This is a genomic window from Pseudomonas sp. 1 R 17, from assembly GCF_900067035.1.
GTDB lineage: Bacteria > Pseudomonadota > Gammaproteobacteria > Pseudomonadales > Pseudomonadaceae > Aquipseudomonas > Aquipseudomonas marginalis.
On sequence record NZ_FKLB01000038.1, the window covers coordinates 1 to 19,090 of the forward strand.

Consider the following 19,090-nt stretch of genomic DNA (forward strand, 5'->3'; position numbering starts at 1 on the left):
GGGTGTAGAACCGTAGACATCGTTTACATCTGAAACCGGGGACATCGTTTACACATTTGAGGCCTGGACGCGGGTCATACCTCGTCCAAGCCTCCCCAAGGGATAATCACACAGGTACAAATCCCAAGCTTCATCTTCAGCTTCTTTGAGCCCTATCCTTTCCCCGGACAGCGCCTCGCTGATAAATACCAACTTGCCGTTCCACTTGATCGATCCGTCCTGCCTGACGCTTCGAACTTTCATTTCTGCCGGATATTCCACATCGGGCAAGCATCCTGGATAAATTCGGGTGGACGGCACATACAAGTCTCCCGGACGTTTCATGCCGAGCGCTTCGTGAGGGCGTACGTAATTAAACTCATGCCTGAAATGCTCCAGCAAAAGCTGCTGCTCGACTAAGTTTTTCCCTAAGGGCAACTCAAGTTTCAAGCTACGGTGCATTCGTTCATGGCGACCATTCTGGGCGGGTCTTCCCGGCATGGTTCGCTCGGGATAAATACCCAGCCGAATCCACCAAACTGCCAGTGTGGATATTCTTGCCAGGCCAGGAGAGGCGAACGGTACCCCGTTGTCCGAACGGATAACTTCCGGCATGCCGTACTCCTGAAAAAGCCTCTCAAAGGCCTGTTTTACAGGCTGGGTCATGATCTTGGGATGGGCCCTGCACGCTAAAATCAGCCGCGACGCATGGTCTGTGACGGTCAAAGGGAAGCACATCTGAGCATTAAGCATCTTGAACTGCCCTTTGTAGTCAGCACACCACGTCTTGTTAGGTTCGTCGGCCTTTCGCATTTGTGCGTGGGAAATGCTGTGTCGGCGTTTGAAGCGCCGCTTTTTGACGAGCCCAAGTCGGTCAAGCCATTGACCGGCCGTACTTGGAGAGGGCCAGGTGACGGAGGGATCTTCCAGCCGTAATAGCTCGAGAAGCTTTTTCGGCCCCCATTTATCGTGAGCCTCCTTCATCGCGACTACACGGGCCAAAATCTCGTCGTCGGTTTTATTTGGGCTGTTGTGAGGTCGCCGGGACAGTTCGGATAAAGACCTCAAATCGCCGTCGTGCCGGGCAATCCACTTATCGACGGTAGGTCGGCTAACGTCAAAGCGGCGTGCCAACTGGCTTTTGGTGAAGTTGCCAGAAAGCCAATCAGCTACCAGCTTGATTCTTTGATTCATGGGGGACTCTTGGTTCCAGGGCATGATCAGTTACCTCCTGATCATGCGTATTAGCCTGTAAACCATGTCCCCGGTTAGAAATGTAAACGATGTCCCCGGTTTGTACCGGGGCAAGCCCCCTCCCACACGTTGATCGCATTTCAAATCAATCGAGAGTGGAACCACTGACCGCCACGCCACGCTCCGGGAAGAACAGACGCTGCAGTTCCGCCCCCGGGTTCTCGGCACGCATGAAGGTCTCACCCACCAGGAACGAATAAACGTCACTGATTTCCATCAGCTCCACATCGGCACGGTTGACGATGCCACTTTCGGTAATCACCAGGCGATCGCGCGGAATACGCGGCAGCAGGTCGAGGGTGTTTTCCAGGCTGACTTCGAAGGTGTGCAGGTTACGGTTGTTGACCCCCACCAGCGGTGTGTCGAGGGTTTTCAGCGCGCGCTCCAGCTCATCGCCGTCGTGCACTTCCACCAGCACATCCAGGCCAACGCTTTTGGCCACGGCCGCCAGCTCGGCCATCTTCACGTCATCCAATGCGGAGACGATCAACAACACACAGTCGGCGCCCAAGGCACGGGCTTCAACGATCTGGTACGGATCGACCATGAAATCCTTGCGGATCACCGGCAACTTGCAGGCCGCGCGGGCCTGCTGCAGGAACAGGTCGGAACCCTGGAAAAAATCGATGTCAGTGAGTACCGACAGGCAAGTCGCCCCACCCTTCTCGTAGCTGACGGCGATTTCCGCCGGTACAAAGTTTTCGCGAATCACGCCCTTGCTCGGCGAAGCTTTCTTGATCTCGGCGATCACGGCCGGCTGCTTGAGCTTGGCCTGGGCAATCAGTGCCTTGGCAAATCCACGTGGCGCATCAGCGGCTTTCGCTTGGGCCTCCAACTCGGCCAGGCTCACACGGGAACGGCGTTCGGCGACTTCTTCAGCCTTGCGGGCCAGGATTTTTTCCAGAACGGTCGGCACGCTCATCCTTCATTCTCCATCTTGAATACAGCGGTGAATGCTCCCAGCTCTTCGAGCTTTTCACGAGCCAGACCGGTGTGCAGCGCATCGTGGGCCAATTCGACACCTTCCTTAAGACTATAGGCATGATCGGCTGCGTAAAGTGCCGCGCCAGCATTCAGAACAATCATTTCCGCGGCTTTTTGACCGTTCTCGGTCTTACGACGCCCCAGGGCATCGCGAATCAGCTCCAGGGACGCCGCCGGGCTTTCCACCGCCAGGCCGTGCAGGCTCTGGCTCTTCATGCCCAAGTCTTCCGGTTCGACCCAGTATTCGGTGATTTGGTCATCCTTCAGCTCCGCCACAAACGTTGGCGCGGCCAGGCTGAACTCGTCCAGGCCGTCTTTGGAGTGCACCACCAGCACATGCTTGCTGCCCATGCGTTGCAGCACTTCAGCCAATGGCCGGCACAGTGCCTGGCTGAACACGCCCACCACTTGGTGCTTCACACCGGCCGGATTCGTAAGCGGGCCGAGCATGTTGAACAGGGTACGCAGGCCCAGGTCTTTGCGCGGGCCGGCGGCGTGCTTCATTGCACCATGATGGGACTGGGCAAACATAAAGCCGATGCCGACGTTGTCGATGCAGCGCGCCACTTGTACCGGCGTGAGGTTCAGGTAGATGCCGGCCGCTTCCAGCAGGTCGGCACTGCCGCTCTTGCCGGACACCGCGCGGTTACCGTGCTTGGCCACGGTGCAACCCGCCGCCGCCACCACAAAGGAAGAGGCCGTCGAGACGTTGAAGATGTTCGCACCGTCACCGCCGGTGCCGACCACGTCGACCACGCCGTCAAGGGTCTTGAGCTCGACCTTGTCCGCCAGCTCACGCATCACCGATACAGCGCCGACGATCTCGTCGATGCTTTCGCTCTTCATGCGCATCGCCATCATGAAGGCGCCAATCTGCGCATCGGTGCATTGACCGGTCATGATTTCGCGCATCACATCGCTCATTTCAGCGGTGCTCAGGTCCAGATGGCCGACGATACGGCTCAGGGCAGTCTTGATATCCATGGAAAGTCCTTAGCGCGTGCCGCCGCTCTGCTTGAGAAAGTTGGCGAACAGCTCGTAGCCCTGCTCGGTCAGGATCGATTCAGGATGAAACTGCACCCCTTCGATATTCAGTGTCTTGTGACGCAGGCCCATGATCTCGTCGACGGAGCCGTCTTCCAGCTGGGTCCAGGCGGTCAGCTCCAGGCATTCCGGCAGGGTTTCGCGCTTGACCACCAGCGAGTGGTAGCGGGTCACGGTCACCGGGTTGTTGAGTGCCTGGAATACGCCCAGGTCTTTATGGAATACCGGGCTGGTCTTGCCGTGCATCACCTGGCGCGCGCGCACCACATCACCGCCAAAGGCCTGGCCGATGGATTGATGGCCCAGGCAAACGCCCAGGATCGGCAGCTTGCCGGCGAAGTACTTGATGGCCTCGAGGGAGACACCCGCCTCGGTCGGCGTGCAGGGGCCCGGCGAAACCACGATGCGCTCCGGGTTCAGGGCAGCGATTTCGGCCACGGTCAGTTCGTCATTGCGAACCACCTTGACCTCGGCGCCCAGCTCCCCCAGGTACTGCACAACGTTGTAGGTAAAGGAATCGTAGTTATCAATCATCAGCAACATGGGGGAAACCTCAAGAATTGGGGGTCTGTTCAGCCAGCGCTACGGCGCGGAACATCGCGCGGCGCTTGTTCAGGGTTTCTTCCCATTCGAGGGCCGGCACCGAGTCGGCGACAATCCCGCCACCGGCCTGCACGTGCAGCTCCCCGTCCTTGATCACCGCCGTGCGAATCGCAATGGCGGTGTCCATGTTGCCGTTCCAGGCGAAATACCCCACGGCGCCGCCATAGACACCGCGCTTGACCGGTTCCAGTTCGTCGATGATTTCCATCGCGCGGATCTTCGGCGCCCCCGACAAGGTGCCCGCCGGCAGAATCGCCCGCAACGCGTCCATCGCAGTCAGCCCGGCTTTTAACTCGCCGGTGACGTTGGACACGATGTGCATCACGTTGGAATAACGCTCAATGACCATCTTCTCGGTCAACTTCACCGAGCCGATTTCCGAGACACGCCCGGTGTCGTTACGACCCAGGTCGATCAGCATCAGGTGTTCGGCGATTTCCTTGTCGTCGCTGAGCAGGTCTTCTTCGAGCGCCAGATCCGCTTCTTCGGTCGCGCCACGCGGGCGTGTGCCGGCAATCGGGCGCACGGTGATCAGGTTGTCCTCGACACGCACCAGCACCTCCGGCGAGCTGCCCACTACGTGGAAGTCGCCAAAGTTGAAGAAGTACATGTACGGCGTCGGGTTGAAGCAGCGCAGCGCCCGGTACAGGTCGATGGGCGCCGCCTTGAAGTCGATGGACATGCGTTGCGACGGCACCACCTGCATGCAGTCACCGGCGAGGATGTATTCCTTGATGGTATCGACCGCGCGCTCATAGTCATCCTGGGTAAAGCTGGAGCGGAACACCGGATCAGCCGCCGGCGGACGGCTGAGGTCCAGGCCGCGACGCGGGGTGATCGGCTGGCGCAGCTTTTCCAGCAGCGCTTCGAGGCTGGCCTGGCCTTGCTCGAAGGCGTCGGCCTGGGACGGGTCGGCGAGCACGATCGCGTGCATCTTGCCGGCGAGGTTGTCGAACACCACCACCGCGTCGGAGACCATCAGCAGAATGTCCGGCACGCCCAGCGGGTCAGGGTTCGGGCATTTGCCCAGGCGTTTTTCCACATAGCGCACGCAGTCATAGCCGAAGTACCCCACCAGGCCGCCGTTGAAGCGCGGCAGGCCAGGGATGGTCGGCACGTTGTAGCGCGCCTTGAAGGCTTCGACGAAGGCCAGCGGGTCTTCGACCTCATGACTTTCGATCTCGACACCATCATGGTTGATGCTCACATGATGGTCGTGCACCCGCAGCACAGTGCGGCATGGCAGGCCGATGATCGAGTAACGGCCCCATTTCTCGCCGCCCTGTACCGACTCCAGCAGGTAGGAGTTGGGCTGGTCGGCCAGCTTCAGGTAGATCGACAGTGGCGTGTCGAAGTCGGCCAGGGTTTCGCAGGCCAGGGGGATACGGTTATAGCCGGCAGCGGCCAAACGCAGGAATTCTTCGCGGATCATGAGGTGCCTCGTGGCGTGAGGGTCTAACAGTCAGGTATGCAAACGTGCCGCATGGCGCGGCCAGGATCAGTCAGGCGCGCCAACGCCAGCGGGCCAGGGCCTTGATGACTTTCATCCAGAGTTTGCGAGTGACCACCACGATGGAATTTCCAGAAGGGGACGGATCGATGTCGGGCAACGTTATCTCAGCGCCAGCTCCCAAGCAACCGGGGATTAGCAGTCTCAGGTCATCAATCACCAGCGACGGCGACTCTTCGGCGATCGGACGACCATGGTTGTAGCCGTAACTCAGGGCCACGCACTGCACGCCGGCCGCTTTCGCCGCCAGCACGTCACTGCGTGAATCGCCGACAAACAGCGACTGGGACGCCGGAATATTGGCCATTTTCATCACGAAAAACAGCGCCGCCGGGTCGGGTTTCTTCTGCGGCAAGGTATCGCCACCAATGATCCAGCGGAAATAACGGCCAATTTTCATCTGGTCCAACAGCGGCGCGACAAAGCGCTCCGGCTTGTTGGTGATCAGGGCCATTTCCACGCCCTGCTTGCTCAGCCATTTGAGGGTGTCGCGTACGCCGGGGTAGACCACGGTCAGTTCGTGGCTGCGTTCATAGGCTGCGTTGAACAGCTCCAGGGCGTGCTCGGCCTCGACCTCATCGACACCTTCGGCATCGATGTGATTGGCCAGGGCCCGGCGCACCAGCATCGGTGCGCCATTGCCGACCCACTCGCGTACCGACGCAAGCCCCGCCGGCTTGCGCCCCAGCTTGAGCAGCATCTCGTCCACCGCCGCCGCCAGGTCTGGCACCGAGTCGATCAAGGTACCGTCCAGATCGAACATCACCAGCCGTGGCAGTTTGCCGGGGAACAGCTGCTCAAAGCCGCTCATGGACGCGCCAGCGCCAATTCGGCGCGCATCTTGGCGATGACTTCCTGATAGTCCGGGGCGTTGAAGATCGCCGAGCCGGCCACGAAGGTGTCGGCGCCGGCGGCCGCGATTTCACGGATATTGTTGACGTTGACCCCACCGTCGATTTCCAGGCGGATGTCGCGGCCCGACGCATCGATCAGCGCACGGGCTTCGCGCAGCTTGTCGAGGGTACCGGGGATGAACTTCTGCCCGCCGAAGCCCGGGTTGACGCTCATCAGCAGCACCATGTCGACCTTGTCCATCACGTACTTGAGCACGTCCAGCGGGGTGGCCGGGTTGAACACCAGGCCGGCTTTGCAACCGCCCTCGCGGATCAATTGCAAGGTGCGGTCGACGTGCAGAGAGGCTTCCGGGTGGAAGGTGATATAGGTCGCGCCGGCGTCAACGAAGTCACCGATGATGCGATCCACCGGGCTGACCATCAGGTGCGCATCGATCGGCGCGGTGATGCCGTACTTGCGCAGCGCCGCACAGACCATCGGACCGATGGTCAGGTTGGGCACGTAGTGGTTGTCCATGACATCGAAGTGCACGAAGTCGGCACCGGCGGCCAACACCTTGTCCACTTCCTCACCCAGGCGGGCGAAATCGGCGGAGAGAATCGATGGAGCAATAACGAAGGGCTGCATGACGCACCTTTTTTGAGCTAAATCACGATGGCGCGCATTGTATACCTCATGCTTTGCCCTGCGCACCGTGACCTAACTCAACGGCTAGTACGCCGCCCGATAGATTTTCTCGATATCGGCCGCGCTGAGCTTGCGCGGGTTGTTACGCATCAGGCGCTCGATACCCGCCGCTTCCGTGGCCATGGCCGGGATGGCGTCTTCGGGAACCCCGAAACTGCGCAGGCCGGAAGGAATCTCCACGGCGGCACACAATCGCGTCATCGCCTCGACGGCCTGGTCGGCGGCATCGTTGACACTCAGGCCGCTGACATTCACGCCCATGGCCTGGGCAATGTCCTGCATGCGCTCGACACAGGCCAGTTTGTTCCAGTGCATCACATAGGGCAGCAACAGCGCATTGCTGACGCCATGGGCGATATTGAACCGCCCGCCCAGCGGGTAGGCCAACGCATGCACTGCGCCCACCCCGGCATTGCCGAAGGCCATGCCGGCCATCAGGCTGGCGGTGGCCATATCGTCGCGGGCCTGCAGGTTGGCCGGGTTGGCGTAGGCCTTGGGCAGCGCCTTGGCGATCAGCTTGATCGCACCGATGGCCAGGGCATCCGTGATCGGCGAGGCATTCAGGGAAAGGTAGGACTCAATCGCATGCACCAGCGCATCCACGCCACTGGCAGCGGTGACGCTGCGCGGGCAGGTCAGGGTCATTTGCGGGCTGATCAGCGCGACGTCCGGCAGCAGGTAGTCGCTGACGATGCCCTTCTTCAACTGCGCGACCTTGTCGGAGAGGATCGCCACATTGGTCACTTCCGAGCCGGTGCCGGCGGTGGTCGGGATGGCGATCAGCGGCGGGCCCTTGCGCGGCACCTGGTCGACGCCAAATAAGTCCGCCAGGGCGCCGTGGTAACCGGCATAGGCGGCAACGCTCTTGGCAATATCGATGGCACTGCCGCCGCCCAGGCCGATCAGGCCGTCGTGGCCACCGTCGCGGTACGCCTGCATGCAGTCTTCGACGATGGAGATTTCCGGGTCAGGCAGCACGCGGTCGAAAATCTCGTAAGGGCGCTCACCCAGGTGTTCGAGTGCCAGCGCCACCGTGCCTGACTTGACCAGCGCCGCGTCGGTAACAATCAACGGGTTATCCACATCCAGGCGCGTCAGCTCGGCGGCGAGTTGCTCAATGGCGCCAGCGCCAGTCAGCAGTTTGTGGGCGATCTTGAATGAGGAAGTACTCATGTGCGCGGCCTCTTATCGGTGATGGGCTGGCACAAGAGTAGCTGACTGGATCGGGTTGTCTTCCATTCAGGCGCTGAATGGTCACAGCCCCCCTGTGGGAGGCGGCTGTGTGGGCTTTAGACCTGGGCCGTGCGCAGTTTCTCGCTACGCCCACGCAGCCACTCCAGGGTCAGCAACAGCAACACCGAGAAGGCAATCAGCAAGGTCGCCGCCGCCGCAATCGTCGGGCTGAGGTTTTCGCGGATGCCGCTGAACATCTGGCGCGGCAGGGTCGCTTGCTCGGGGCCGGCGAGAAACAGGGTCACCACCACCTCATCGAACGAGGTCGCGAAGGCAAACAGCGCGCCGGAGATCACCCCCGGTGCAATCAACGGCAAGGTTACCCGGCGAAACGCCGTCAAAGGCGAGGCACCCAGGCTGGCCGCGGCCCGTACCAGGTTATGGTTGAAACCCTGCAAGGTCGCCGACACGGTGATGATCACAAACGGCACCCCAAGCACCGCATGCACCACGATCAGCGAGAAGAAACTGTTGCCCAGGCCCAGTGGCGCAAAAAACAGGTAGCTGGCCACACCGATAATCACCACCGGCACCACCATCGGCGAAATCACCAGGGCCATCACCAACGCCTTGCCGGGGAAATTCCCACGGGTCAGGCCGATCGCCGCCAGGGTGCCGAACACCATGGCCAATACCGTGGCGGCCGGGGCGACGATGATGCTGTTCTTCAACGCACGCATCCATTCCGCCGAGGCGAAGAAATCCTGGTACCAATGCAGCGAGAAGCCTTGCAGCGGATACACCAGGAAACTGCCGCTGTTGAACGACAGCGGGATGATCACCAGCACAGGCAAGATCAGGAACAACAGGATCAAGCCGCAGAGGATCCGCAAGCTGTAGAACCACACCCGTTCCACTGGTGACATATAAGGGCTCAGCATCGCAAGGTCTCCTCAGCTCAGGCGCAGGCGGCTGGCGCCCACCAGCCGGTTGTAGATCAGGTACAGCACCACGGTCGCCAGCAGCAGCAAGCCGCCCAACGCCGTCGCCATGCCCCAGTTGATGCTGGTGTTGGTGTAGAAGGCCACGAAGTAGCTGACCATCTGGTCGTTCGGGCTGCCCAGCAGTGCCGGGGTGATGTAGTAACCAATCGCCAGGATGAACACCAGCAGGCAGCCGGCGCCGACACCGGCATACGTCTGTGGGAAGTACACGCGCCAGAAGCTGGCGAACGGGTGACAGCCCAGGGAGATCGCCGCACGCATGTAGGTGGGCGAGATGCCTTTCATCACGCTGTAGATCGGCAAAATCATGAACGGCAGCAGGATATGCACCATGGAGATGTAGACCCCGGTGCGGTTGAACACCAGCTCCAGGGGTTTGTCGATCAGGCCCATGCCCATCAGCGCACTGTTGATCAGCCCGCCGGATTGCAGCAACACGATCCATGCCGCCACCCGCACCAGGATCGAGGTCCAGAACGGCAGCAACACCAGAATCATCAGCAGGTTGCTTTTGCGCGCCGGCAGGTTGGCCAGCAAATACGCCAGCGGATAAGCCAGCAGCAGGCAGATGGCGGTGATCACCAGGCCCATCCAGAAGGTGCGGGCGAAGATGTCCAGGTAGATCGCCTGGTCCGGGGTGGCCGGGGCCACTTCGCCAAGGTCGTCGATGCGATGATCGACGGCCGCCAGCAGGTAAAACGGTGTCAGGCTGCTGGTATTACGCCGGATCGCCTGCCAGTACGCCGGGTCGCCCCAGCGTTCGTCGAGGTTTTCCAGCGCTTCTTTATAAGAGCCAGGCGCTTCGGTAAACGGCAGCGCCCGCGCGGTTTTGGTCAGCAGGCTGCGATAGCCGGCCAGTTCCATGTTCAAGCGTTTGGACAGGTCGCCCAGGGTCTGGTTTTTGCGTGCCTCGCCCAAGTCCTCACTGAGGGCCTGGTACACCGGCTCACCCGGCAGACCACGACCGTCCCAGGCCGTCACCGCCACTACGGTACGCGGCAGACCGCCCACCACTTCCGGGTTGCCGACGCTTTTAAACAGCAGCGCAACAATCGGCACCAGGAACACCAGCAGCAAAAACAGCACCAGCGGCGCAATCAAGGCCTGGGCCTTCCAGCGATTGAGCCGCTCGGCACGCGCCAGGCGCTGCTTGAGGGTGGGGCCAGGAATGGCGATATCCATGGCAAACTCCGATTCAGAAAATGAATGCAATAACCTGTGGGAGGGGGCTTGCTCCCGATGACGGTGGGTCAGTCAGCACATGTGTCGCCTGACACACCGTCATCGGGAGCAAGCCCCCTCCCACAAGGGTTAGGCGGTGTTATTTAGCAGCCCAGGAGTTGAAGCGCTGCTCGAGCTGTTCACCGTTATCCGCCCAGAAGCTCACGTCGATCTGCACCTGGTTGGCGATGTTTTCCGGCGTAGTCGGCATATCCTTGAGGATGTCCTTGGCCAGCAACGGTACGGCTTGGGTGTTGGCCGGGCCGTAGGCGATGTTTTCCGAGTAGGTCTTCTGCTGCTGCGGCTGCACCGAGAAGGCGATGAATTTCTTCGCCGCTTCGGCACGCTCCTTGGACAGGCCTTTAGGGATGGCCCAAGCGTCGAAGTCGTAGATGCCGCCGTTCCACACCACTTTCAGGTTGCTTTCTTTTTGCACCGCGGCGATGCGGCCGTTGTAGGCCGAGCTCATCACCACGTCACCCGAGGCCAGGTATTGCGGCGGTTGTGCGCCGGCTTCCCACCACTGGATCGACGGCTTGAGTTCGTCGAGTTTCTTGAACGCACGGTCCTGGCCATCTTTGCCGGCCAGCACTTTGTACACGTCCTTCGGTGCAACACCGTCGGCCATCAAGGCGAATTCCAGGGTGTACTTGGCGCCCTTGCGCAGGCCGCGCTTGCCCGGGAATTTCTTGGTGTCCCAGAAATCCGCCCAACTGGTTGGCGCAGAAGCCAGTTTGTCCGCGTTGTAGGCCAGAACGGTCGACCATACGAAGAAGCCCACGCCGCACGGCTGGATCGCGCCCTTCACGTAGTCGGCGCTGTTGCCAAACAGTTTCGGGTCCAGCGGCTCGAACATGTCTTCGTCACAGCCACGGGACAACTCCGGCGACTCCACCTCCACCAGGTCCCAGGACACGCTCTTGGTGTCGACCATGGCTTTCACCTTGGCCATCTCACCGTTGTACTCGCCGGCGACGATCTTGCCGTTGCCCGCGCTTTCCCAAGGCGCATAGAAAGCCTTGACCTGTGCAGCCTTGTTCGCACCGCCAAAGGACACGACGGTCAGGTCCGGGCCAGCCATGGCCTGTGTCGCGCCCATCAAGCTCAGGGCCAGGACGGAATATTTCAGGGATCTCAACATTGTTGTTCTCTCCACGTGCAGGGTTGGTGAAGCCATGGGGCGATCAATTCGCCTCTAGAAGTGGGTCGAGTGCGCGAACGTGCTCGACTTGCCAGCCAATCGGTACCACGTCGCCGACCGCCAACGCCGGGTCCAGCTCGGCGATCGGTTGTTTCACAAAAAAATCGGCCTTGCCGCAGACTTCCAGGCGCACGCGCACGTGGTCGCCCAGGTAGATGAATTCCGCCACCCGCCCGGAGAAACGGTTGACGCAGCTTTCGCTGGAGCCATTGAGGCTGACACGCTCAGGGCGCACCGACAGGGTCACCGGACCGCCGATCTGGCCGACGTTCACCGCCAGCGCCTCGACCTTCTCGCCGCGCGCCAGCTCCACCAGGCAACGCTCGCCGGTATGGCTGTGCAGGCGACCATTGAGGCGGTTGTTTTCACCGATGAAGTTGGCGACGAAGGTGTTCTTCGGCTCTTCATACAAGGTGCGTGGCGCAGCGATCTGCTGGATCTCGCCCTGGTGGAACACCGCCACGCGGTCGGACATGGTCAAGGCTTCGCCCTGGTCGTGGGTCACGTACACCACGGTCACGCCGAGGCGCTGGTGCAGGTGCTTGATCTCCATCTGCATGTGTTCGCGCAGTTGCTTGTCGAGGGCACCGAGGGGTTCGTCCATCAGCACCAGTTGCGGCTCGAACACCAGCGCCCGGGCCAAGGCCACACGCTGCTGCTGGCCGCCGGACAGTTGCGCCGGATAGCGCTGGGCGAAGGCGTCGAGCTGGACCATGCTGAGCACGCGTTTGACCCGCTCGCTGATATCGGTCTTGCTCAAGCCGCGCACCGACAGCGGGAACGCGAGGTTCTCGGCGACGGTCATGTGCGGGAACAGCGCGTAGTTCTGGAACACCATGCCAATGTCGCGCTTGTGCGGCGGCACGTTGTTGATCGAGCGCCCGGCCAGCTGGATTTCGCCGGCGGTCGGCGTTTCGAAGCCGGCCAGCATCATCAGGCTGGTGGTCTTGCCCGAACCGGAAGGCCCGAGCAGGGTGAGGAACTCGCCCTTGCGAATCTCCAGGTTGAGGTCTTTGACGATCAGGTTCTCGCCGTCGTAGCTCTTCTGCACGCCACGAAAGCTGACCAGCACATCATTTGAATCCACCTCGCTCATACCCGCACCTTTGTGTTTTGGACTGCTGTGGCACAAGCGTAGTCCAGGCGCGAGACCCCGGAAATCGGGGGCCAGGAGAGAATGGCATCAGCCGGATGGAAGGTTTGGGGTAGGGATCGCCCTACACGGATGGCGGGGATGGGACAGGGCAGCGGCAAGAGGCGAGCTGCAAGCGGCAAGAATGGGTTCGGCGGTGTTTTGGGGTTGTCGTTATTGGATATGTGGTTAGAGGAGCTTGTGCTCCATGGCGTACTTCACCAGCTCGGCCAGGGAGGTGATATTCAGCTTTTGCATCAGCCGCGCCTTGTGAGTGCTGATGGTCTTGCTGCTCAACGCCAGTTGCTGGGCGATGTCATTGACGTTGGCGCCCTGGGCCAGGCGCTCGAACACGGAGAATTCACGCTCGGACAGCAGCGAATGCAAAGGCCTTGAATCCGTCAGGCCGACCTCGAAGACCATGCGGTCCGCCAGGTCCGGGTCGATGTAGCGCCCGCCGGCCGCGACCTTGCGAATCGCCATCAGCAGCAGCGCGGGGTCGCTGTCCTTGGTGGCGTAACCCGCAGCACCCACCTTGAGGGCGCGAGCGGCCATTTGCGCCTCATCGTGCATCGACAGCACCAGGATCGCCGGCGGATTGCTCAGCGCACGAATGCGCGCAATCGCTTCCAGGCCATTCACGCCTGGCATCGAGATGTCCAGCAACACCACCTCGCAAGGCACATGGCGCAAGGTCTCGAGCAACTGCTCGCCATTACTCGCCTCCCCCACCACCAGCAGGTCCTTGGCCAGGCCGATCAATTGCTTGATGCCTTCACGAACGATGGTGTGGTCTTCGGCTACCAGTACACGGATCACAAGGGCTTCCTCTTATCGTTATGCATCCAAAGGCACCGTGACACTCAGGGTGGTGCCCTCGCCCAATTGACTGTCCAGGCTCAGTTTCCCGCCCATGATCAGCACCCGCTCGCGCATCCCCACCAGGCCAAACGACACCGGGCGCCCCTGGGCCTGGACGAAACCGACGCCATCGTCGCTGATGGTCAGCCGCAGGTCGGTGCCTTCCACCGCCAGGGTCAGTTCGACAGTATGCGCCTGGGCATGGCGCATCACATTGGTCAGCGCCTCTTGCAGGATACGGAACAGGCCGATGGCCTTGGCATCGCTCAAGGCCGGCAGGTTATCCGGCACTTGCACCAGGCAGGGAATCTGCGTGCGCGCTTCGAAACGCCGCGCCTGCCATTCGATGGCCGAGGCAATCCCGGCATCGAGAATCGGCGGGCGCAGCGCCGTCGCCACGTCCCGCACCAACTGGAACAGTTGGGCGATAAGGCGCTTCATGCTGTTCAAGCGCTCATGCAGGCCAGGATCCAGTTGCGCGTAGGACAGCTCGCACATGGAGGTTTCCAGCTTGAGCACCGTGAGCATTTGCCCGAGTTCGTCGTGCACTTCCCGGGCGATGCGGGCCTTTTCTTCTTCGCGCACGGTTTCCAGGTGGGCGGACAACTCGCGCAGTTGCGCTTCACTCTGCATCAAGGCGGCCAGGGTGCGGCGCAGTTCGGTGACATCGTTCAGGTAGACAACCAGGTATTCCGCCTCGGCAAATCGCAGAAAGCTCAAGGACACGTTGGCCGGCAGGATGCTGCCATCGGCGCGCAAACAATCGGTGGCGAAGTTCTGCGGCCCCTCTTCGCTGGCCCGTGCGCGCTTCCACAGGTTGAGCCAGCGGTCCATATCCAGGGTCGGGTCGAGGTCGACCAGCGGCCGTTCGATCAGTGCACCGGGCTCGTAACCCAGCATGCTCTCGGCCGCACGATTGGCGTAGCGCACGTGGCTGTCCCAGTTGACCCAGAGGATGCCGACGGTGCTCTGGTCGATGGAAAACTGCGTCAAGCGCAACGCTTCGGCACCGGCGGCACGGGCGGCGCTTTCTTCGCGGGCGGCCAGCAGGTCGTGCTCCAGCACGCGTTGCTGGCGGCGCTGCCAGAACACCACGGCCAGGCTGGCGAGCAGCAACAGGCCGAGCAGCAGGCTGAGGTTCTGCCAAAGGCCTTTGGATTCGGATAAACGTGGGTATTTGGGTTGCAGCCAGCGACTGTGCAGTTGATCCAGGTCGCGGGCCGGGATCGCGCTCAGGGCACTTTCCATGATGCCGGCCAGTTCCGGCCAGTCCCGCCGCGTGGCGACCCGCAGCAATTGCGGCAGGCCGATGTCCCCGACCACCGCCAGCCCGCTGAACTCCGCCTCTGCAGACAAGCGGCTTAATTGCGCTTCATCCACCACGGCATAACGCGCCTGCTGGCTGACCAACAACTGCAAGGCCTGGCGCTCCATGGGCACGCCTTGCAGGTTGAGGCCGGGATAGGTACTACGCAGGTAATCGGCCACAGCACTGGGCATGCGCACGGCAACACGGGATTGATCGTCGAGCTTCTCCAACTCCACGGCACCACCACCCTCGCGGATGCCGACAATGTGTTGAGGCACACGCATATACGGGTCGGTGAACTGCCACAGGCGCAAACCGGCCGGGGTTTGCTGCAGGCCAGGGGCAATGTCCACCTCGTCGTCGCGTACGGCCGCCTCCAACTGCTCCTGATCAGGGAAGTTGCGCCAGGTCAGCTCGATATTCAGTGCCTTGGCCAGCCACTGCATCAACTCGACATTCGCCCCGGACAAGCGCTGCAGGCGTCGGTCGTATTGCGCGTAAGGCGCCTGCAAGACCACGCCCACCCGCAGCTCCGGGTGCCGGGCCAGCCATTCGCGCTGCGGCGCATTCAGCTGCGCCTGCGGTGTGGCGGGCGTGGGGGAAGCGTTGGCCATCAAGGCAAGGCACAAACAGCCGATAACCAGCAGACAGCGAAAACCCATGATCCACGTCTCACATCACTGACAAATACTGACCAACCCATTAGGCTGCTGGAATCACTTCTGGCCGGAAATCAACGATGTCCTATCGAAACCGTTCGGCACTGCCAGCATTGTGCCTGTCACTGCTGTTTACCAGTGCCTTTTCTGTGCAGGCTGAAGACGCACCGGCACCGGCTGCCGAAAAACCCGTCGAACGCCAATCCCTGCCCGAGCGTAGCCAGGAAGAGGCCAGCGCCCTGGAACGCAAAATCCCGCAGCAGGAACAGCAACAGTTGCAGGCCGGCAGTGATTCATTCCTTGCCCTGTGGAAACCGGCCAACAGCGCCGAACCCGAAGGCGTGGTGATTATCGTACCGGGCGCCGGCGAAAATGCTGACTGGCCGCAAGCAATCGGCCCGTTGCGACGTAAATTGCCGGATGCCAATTGGGGCAGCCTCAGCCTGTCGTTACCGGACGTGAGCATGGACACCCTGCCACCGCGCGTCATGGAAGCACCCAACGCCACCGTCGACACCAGCAGTAAAGACGCGAGCACCGCCGACAAGCCGATCGAGCAAGCCGCCAGCGCCGAGGCGGAAGGCACCGACCCGGCGGTGGTCCCGGGTGCAGACGAACAGGACAAGACCGACGCCTCGCGCATCTTTGCGCGCATCGATGCCGCCGTGGCTTTTGCCCAGACCCAGAGCGCACGCACGGTGGTGCTGGTGGGCCATGGCACTGGCGCCTGGTGGGCGGCGCGTTACCTGACTGAAAAACAACCCTCCCAGGTGCAGAAGCTCGTGATGGTTGCCGCCCAGACGCCTGCCGGGCGTCATCCCGACGTGCAGCAACTGGCGCCGGCGCTGAAGCTGCCGACGGCCGACGTCTTCTATCAAGACAACGCTCAAGCACGCAATAACGCCCTGGCACGCGCCCAGGCTGCGAAGCGCTTGAAAAATGACGGCTATAAGCAGGTGTCGTTGAAGACCCTGCCCGGCAACAGCGCCGCCGAGCAGGAACAGTTGTATCGCCGGGTTCGCGGCTGGTTGAGCCCGCAGGCCAGCGCCGACTGAGGATCAGCACAGAACCAATGTGGTTATCCGTGAAATAGTGGCCTCTAACGAAAATCCCGGCGCTCGCGAATCAACGAATAGGCATTGTGCAATTCACGGGTGCGCTCGGTCGCTTCACGCACTTGCGCGGGGGTGGCGCCACTGCCGGCCACCTTGTCCGGGTGGTGACGGCTCAGCAGGCGGCGATAGGCACGCTTGATGACCGACGGCTCGGTGGTAGCTGTCACGCCGAGCAAGCGCAACGCTTCCTGGTAGGTCGTGCCACGATTGACCAGCGGCTTGCGCTCAGGTGTGTAGTCGGCCGCCAGCGCCTGGAGCTGTTGCGGTGTCCAGCCCAACCACTTCCCCCACAGGTCGATCAAGTCGCGCTCGGCGGCATCCGCCTTGCCGTCCGCCCAGACCATCCGCCAGCACGCCCGCAACACCCCTTCCGCCGCATGGGGCTGGGCCTTGAGCACACGCAGGTAGCGGCGTACCCGGTCGGAACCGGATTTGCCGCGGTTGAACGCCGCAATCGCGCGGCGCTGGGCCGATTCGGTCATGTCCAGTGAGCGCATTTCCTGCCGCGCCTGCTGGATATGCCCGTCCACCACACGCCCGTTGCTTTTGGCCAGGCGCCCGAGCAACACAAACAATAACTCGTCATTGCGTAACGCCGGACGCCCGCCCAAGCGCTCGCGCAACTGTGCCCAACTGTGCAGTTGCAGGCGGCGATCCAGCGCCTGCCCCAACAGCGCACCCAACAAGGCCCCCGGAATACTGGCAATGGCAAAGCCAGCCCCGGCGCCGATCAGCGTCCCTGGCCACAACATGCTACTGCCCCGCTGTCAGCAGGGTTTCGACGTGCGCCAGGCGCTCCAGCGTGCCGACATCAATCCAGCGTCCCGCCATGTGTTCCCCCGTTACCAAACCTTTCGCCATGGCCGCACGCAGCAGCGGCGCCAGCTTGAAGGCACCGGCGTTGCAACCCTCGAACAGCCGGGGGTCGAGCACTGAAATGCCACTGAAGGTCAGGTTATCGGCACCGGGCGCCGCATCATGAAGCAAGCCCTGATCAAGGTAGAAATCACCGCCCGAGGGGTGATGTGCCGGGTTGTCGACCATCACCAGATGAGCCAGGCCCTTAAGCGGCTGCTTGAGTCGGGTGAAGTCGTAGTCGGTCCAGATATCGCCGTTGACCACCAGGAATGGCTCATCCCCCAGCAACGGCAGCGCCTGGAAAATCCCGCCGCCGGTTTCCAGCGGTTCGCCCTCCGGGGAGTAGCGGATACGCAAGCCGAACTGCGCGCCATTCCCCAGGTAGCGCTCGATCTGCTGGCCGAGCCAGGCATGGTTGATCACCACATCGGTAAAGCCGGCCTTGGCCAGCGCCTCCAGGTGGTACTCGATCAGGCGCTTGCCGCCGGCCTGCACCAGCGGCTTGGGGGTGTGCAAGGTGAGCGGACGCATCCGCTCGCCTTTGCCGGCGGCCAGGATCATGGCCTTCATACGCCGGCCTCTGCGGGCTGGCGCAGGCTGGTCAGTAACTCAGCCAGTTCGCTCAACTCCGGGCGATCGTCCAGCACCGCCTCTATATAAGCAAAGAAGCGCGGTACGTCGGCCAGGTAGCGTGGCTTGCCGTCGCGATGGCAGATGCGCGCAAAGATGCCGATAACCTTGAGGTGGCGCTGCACGCCCATCAGGTCGCTGGCGCGCAGGAAGTCTTCGAAATCCGGTTGTACCGGAATGCCGGCCTGGCCCGCACGCTCCCAGTAGTCGCGCTGCCATTCCCGCACACGGGCCTGGGGCCAACTGAGAAAGGCGTCCTTGAACAGGCAGGTGATGTCGTAGGTGACCGGACCATACACCGCGTCCTGGAAATCCAGCACGCCAGGGTTAGGCTCGCTGATCATCAGGTTGCGTGGCATATAGTCGCGGTGCACCAGCACTTTGGGTTGCGCCAGGGCGCTGTCGATCAAGTGATCGCTGGCACGCTGCCAAAGTGCATGCTGCCGGGTATCCAGCTCGAGACCCAAGTGTCGGCGCACGTACCATTCGGGAAACAATTCGAGTTCACGGCGCAGCAAGGCGACGTCATAGCTGGGCAGTGGTGCGTCCATCGGCAACTGCTGATAAGCCAGCAAGGCGTCAATGGCATCGGCAAACAATTGATCGGCGTTTTCGTCGTTTATCACGTCCAGGTAGGTTTTTCTGCCCAGGTCATTGAGCAAAAGAAAGCCTCGCGGCAAGTCTTGTGCATAAATTTTTGGAACATTTATTCCCGACGTCGACAACAAATAAGCGATATCGACGAAAGGCTTGCAGTTTTCCTGAGGCGGCGGCGCGTCCATTACCACGAAAGTCCGACCGCCGCCTTCCCAACGGAAATAGCGCCTGAAACTCGCGTCGCTGCTGGCCGCGGTCAATGTGGCCGGGGGTACGGCACCCCAGCCTTGAGCGTTGAAAAGGATCGGCAACTGCTCATCCAGCCAGACTTCCAGCTGCTGTAAACGTAGATCTTGCTCGGGCATTACAAGGGTCTCCGACGGCGCTAGCCGTCAAGCGGGTCATGCTTTATTA

18 protein-coding genes are annotated in these 19,090 nt (G+C 61.6%); 1 reads left to right on the top strand and 17 read right to left on the bottom strand.

The genetic code is table 11. The annotated features are described in order from the left end of the window. Nucleotides 1-48: 48 nt before the first annotated feature. From BFP99_RS13545 to BFP99_RS13610, 14 genes are all read right to left on the bottom strand, one after another. Nucleotides 49-1,197: an integrase core domain-containing protein gene (locus tag BFP99_RS13545; RefSeq protein ID WP_065924691.1), complete on the bottom strand. Its 1,149-nt coding sequence runs from the start codon at nt 1,195-1,197 to the stop codon at nt 49-51. A gap of 121 nt (nt 1,198-1,318) precedes the next feature. Continuing rightward, nucleotides 1,319-2,155: an indole-3-glycerol phosphate synthase TrpC gene (gene trpC / locus BFP99_RS13550; RefSeq protein WP_065925374.1), complete on the bottom strand. Its 837-nt coding sequence runs from the start codon at nt 2,153-2,155 to the stop codon at nt 1,319-1,321. Then, on the bottom strand, nt 2,152-3,201 hold the full coding sequence (trpD, locus tag BFP99_RS13555) for an anthranilate phosphoribosyltransferase (RefSeq protein WP_065925375.1): 1,050 nt from the start codon (nt 3,199-3,201) through the stop codon (nt 2,152-2,154). The genes trpC and trpD overlap by 4 nt, the downstream gene beginning before the upstream one ends. Before the next feature lie 9 nt (nt 3,202-3,210). Beyond that, the gene (locus tag BFP99_RS13560) at nt 3,211-3,804 is read right to left on the bottom strand and encodes an aminodeoxychorismate/anthranilate synthase component II (protein ID WP_065925376.1); all 594 of its coding nucleotides are present in this window, start codon (nt 3,802-3,804) and stop codon (nt 3,211-3,213) included. 10 nt (nt 3,805-3,814) lie between these two features. Further along, nucleotides 3,815-5,296, bottom strand: coding sequence for an anthranilate synthase component I (trpE, locus tag BFP99_RS13565; RefSeq protein ID WP_065947450.1), 1,482 nt, complete (start codon nt 5,294-5,296; stop codon nt 3,815-3,817). A gap of 70 nt (nt 5,297-5,366) precedes the next feature. After that, nucleotides 5,367-6,185 carry a phosphoglycolate phosphatase gene (locus BFP99_RS13570; protein WP_065925377.1) on the bottom strand — a complete coding sequence of 273 codons (819 nt, stop codon included), beginning with the start codon at nt 6,183-6,185 and terminating at the stop codon, nt 5,367-5,369. Beyond that, nucleotides 6,182-6,856, bottom strand: coding sequence for a ribulose-phosphate 3-epimerase (rpe, locus tag BFP99_RS13575; protein WP_024077703.1), 675 nt, complete (start codon nt 6,854-6,856; stop codon nt 6,182-6,184). The genes BFP99_RS13570 and rpe overlap by 4 nt, the downstream gene beginning before the upstream one ends. A gap of 84 nt (nt 6,857-6,940) precedes the next feature. Then, nucleotides 6,941-8,089, bottom strand: a complete 1,149-nt coding sequence (locus BFP99_RS13580; RefSeq protein ID WP_065925379.1) for an iron-containing alcohol dehydrogenase — start codon at nt 8,087-8,089, stop codon at nt 6,941-6,943. A gap of 116 nt (nt 8,090-8,205) precedes the next feature. Beyond that, nucleotides 8,206-9,030: an ABC transporter permease gene (locus BFP99_RS13585; RefSeq protein ID WP_017739612.1), complete on the bottom strand. Its 825-nt coding sequence runs from the start codon at nt 9,028-9,030 to the stop codon at nt 8,206-8,208. Between the two features lie 12 nt (nt 9,031-9,042). Further along, nucleotides 9,043-10,275 carry an ABC transporter permease gene (locus BFP99_RS13590; protein WP_065925380.1) on the bottom strand — a complete coding sequence of 411 codons (1,233 nt, stop codon included), beginning with the start codon at nt 10,273-10,275 and terminating at the stop codon, nt 9,043-9,045. Nucleotides 10,276-10,414: 139 nt separating this feature from the next. After that, complete coding sequence (locus BFP99_RS13595; protein WP_065925381.1) at nt 10,415-11,455, bottom strand: ABC transporter substrate-binding protein; 1,041 nt, start codon at nt 11,453-11,455, stop codon at nt 10,415-10,417. A gap of 43 nt (nt 11,456-11,498) precedes the next feature. Continuing rightward, nucleotides 11,499-12,611: an ABC transporter ATP-binding protein gene (locus BFP99_RS13600; RefSeq protein WP_065947451.1), complete on the bottom strand. Its 1,113-nt coding sequence runs from the start codon at nt 12,609-12,611 to the stop codon at nt 11,499-11,501. A gap of 225 nt (nt 12,612-12,836) precedes the next feature. Further along, nucleotides 12,837-13,466, bottom strand: coding sequence for a response regulator (locus BFP99_RS13605; RefSeq protein ID WP_027605903.1), 630 nt, complete (start codon nt 13,464-13,466; stop codon nt 12,837-12,839). An 18-nt stretch (nt 13,467-13,484) separates the two neighbouring features. Next, nucleotides 13,485-15,479 (bottom strand): PAS domain-containing sensor histidine kinase, encoded by a 1,995-nt coding sequence (locus BFP99_RS13610; protein ID WP_065947452.1) that lies wholly within the window; start codon nt 15,477-15,479, stop codon nt 13,485-13,487. Nucleotides 15,480-15,556: 77 nt separating this feature from the next. Between BFP99_RS13610 and BFP99_RS13615 the strand changes: the two genes are divergently transcribed. Beyond that, nucleotides 15,557-16,531 (top strand): alpha/beta hydrolase family protein, encoded by a 975-nt coding sequence (locus BFP99_RS13615; RefSeq protein ID WP_065947453.1) that lies wholly within the window; start codon nt 15,557-15,559, stop codon nt 16,529-16,531. Between the two features lie 44 nt (nt 16,532-16,575). Here the strand turns inward: BFP99_RS13615 and BFP99_RS13620 are convergent, their stop codons facing one another. The 3 genes from BFP99_RS13620 to BFP99_RS13630 are packed head-to-tail and all read right to left on the bottom strand — an operon-like array spanning nt 16,576 to nt 19,041. Continuing rightward, a complete protein-coding gene (locus BFP99_RS13620; RefSeq protein ID WP_065925384.1) occupies nt 16,576-17,343 on the bottom strand; it encodes a TerB family tellurite resistance protein in 768 nt (255 codons plus the stop codon). Between the two features lies 1 nt (nt 17,344). Continuing rightward, the gene (gene murU / locus BFP99_RS13625; protein WP_065947454.1) at nt 17,345-18,019 is read right to left on the bottom strand and encodes an N-acetylmuramate alpha-1-phosphate uridylyltransferase MurU; all 675 of its coding nucleotides are present in this window, start codon (nt 18,017-18,019) and stop codon (nt 17,345-17,347) included. After that, nucleotides 18,016-19,041 carry an aminoglycoside phosphotransferase family protein gene (locus BFP99_RS13630; RefSeq protein ID WP_065947455.1) on the bottom strand — a complete coding sequence of 342 codons (1,026 nt, stop codon included), beginning with the start codon at nt 19,039-19,041 and terminating at the stop codon, nt 18,016-18,018. The genes murU and BFP99_RS13630 overlap by 4 nt, the downstream gene beginning before the upstream one ends. Between the last annotated feature and the right edge of the window lie 49 nt (nt 19,042-19,090).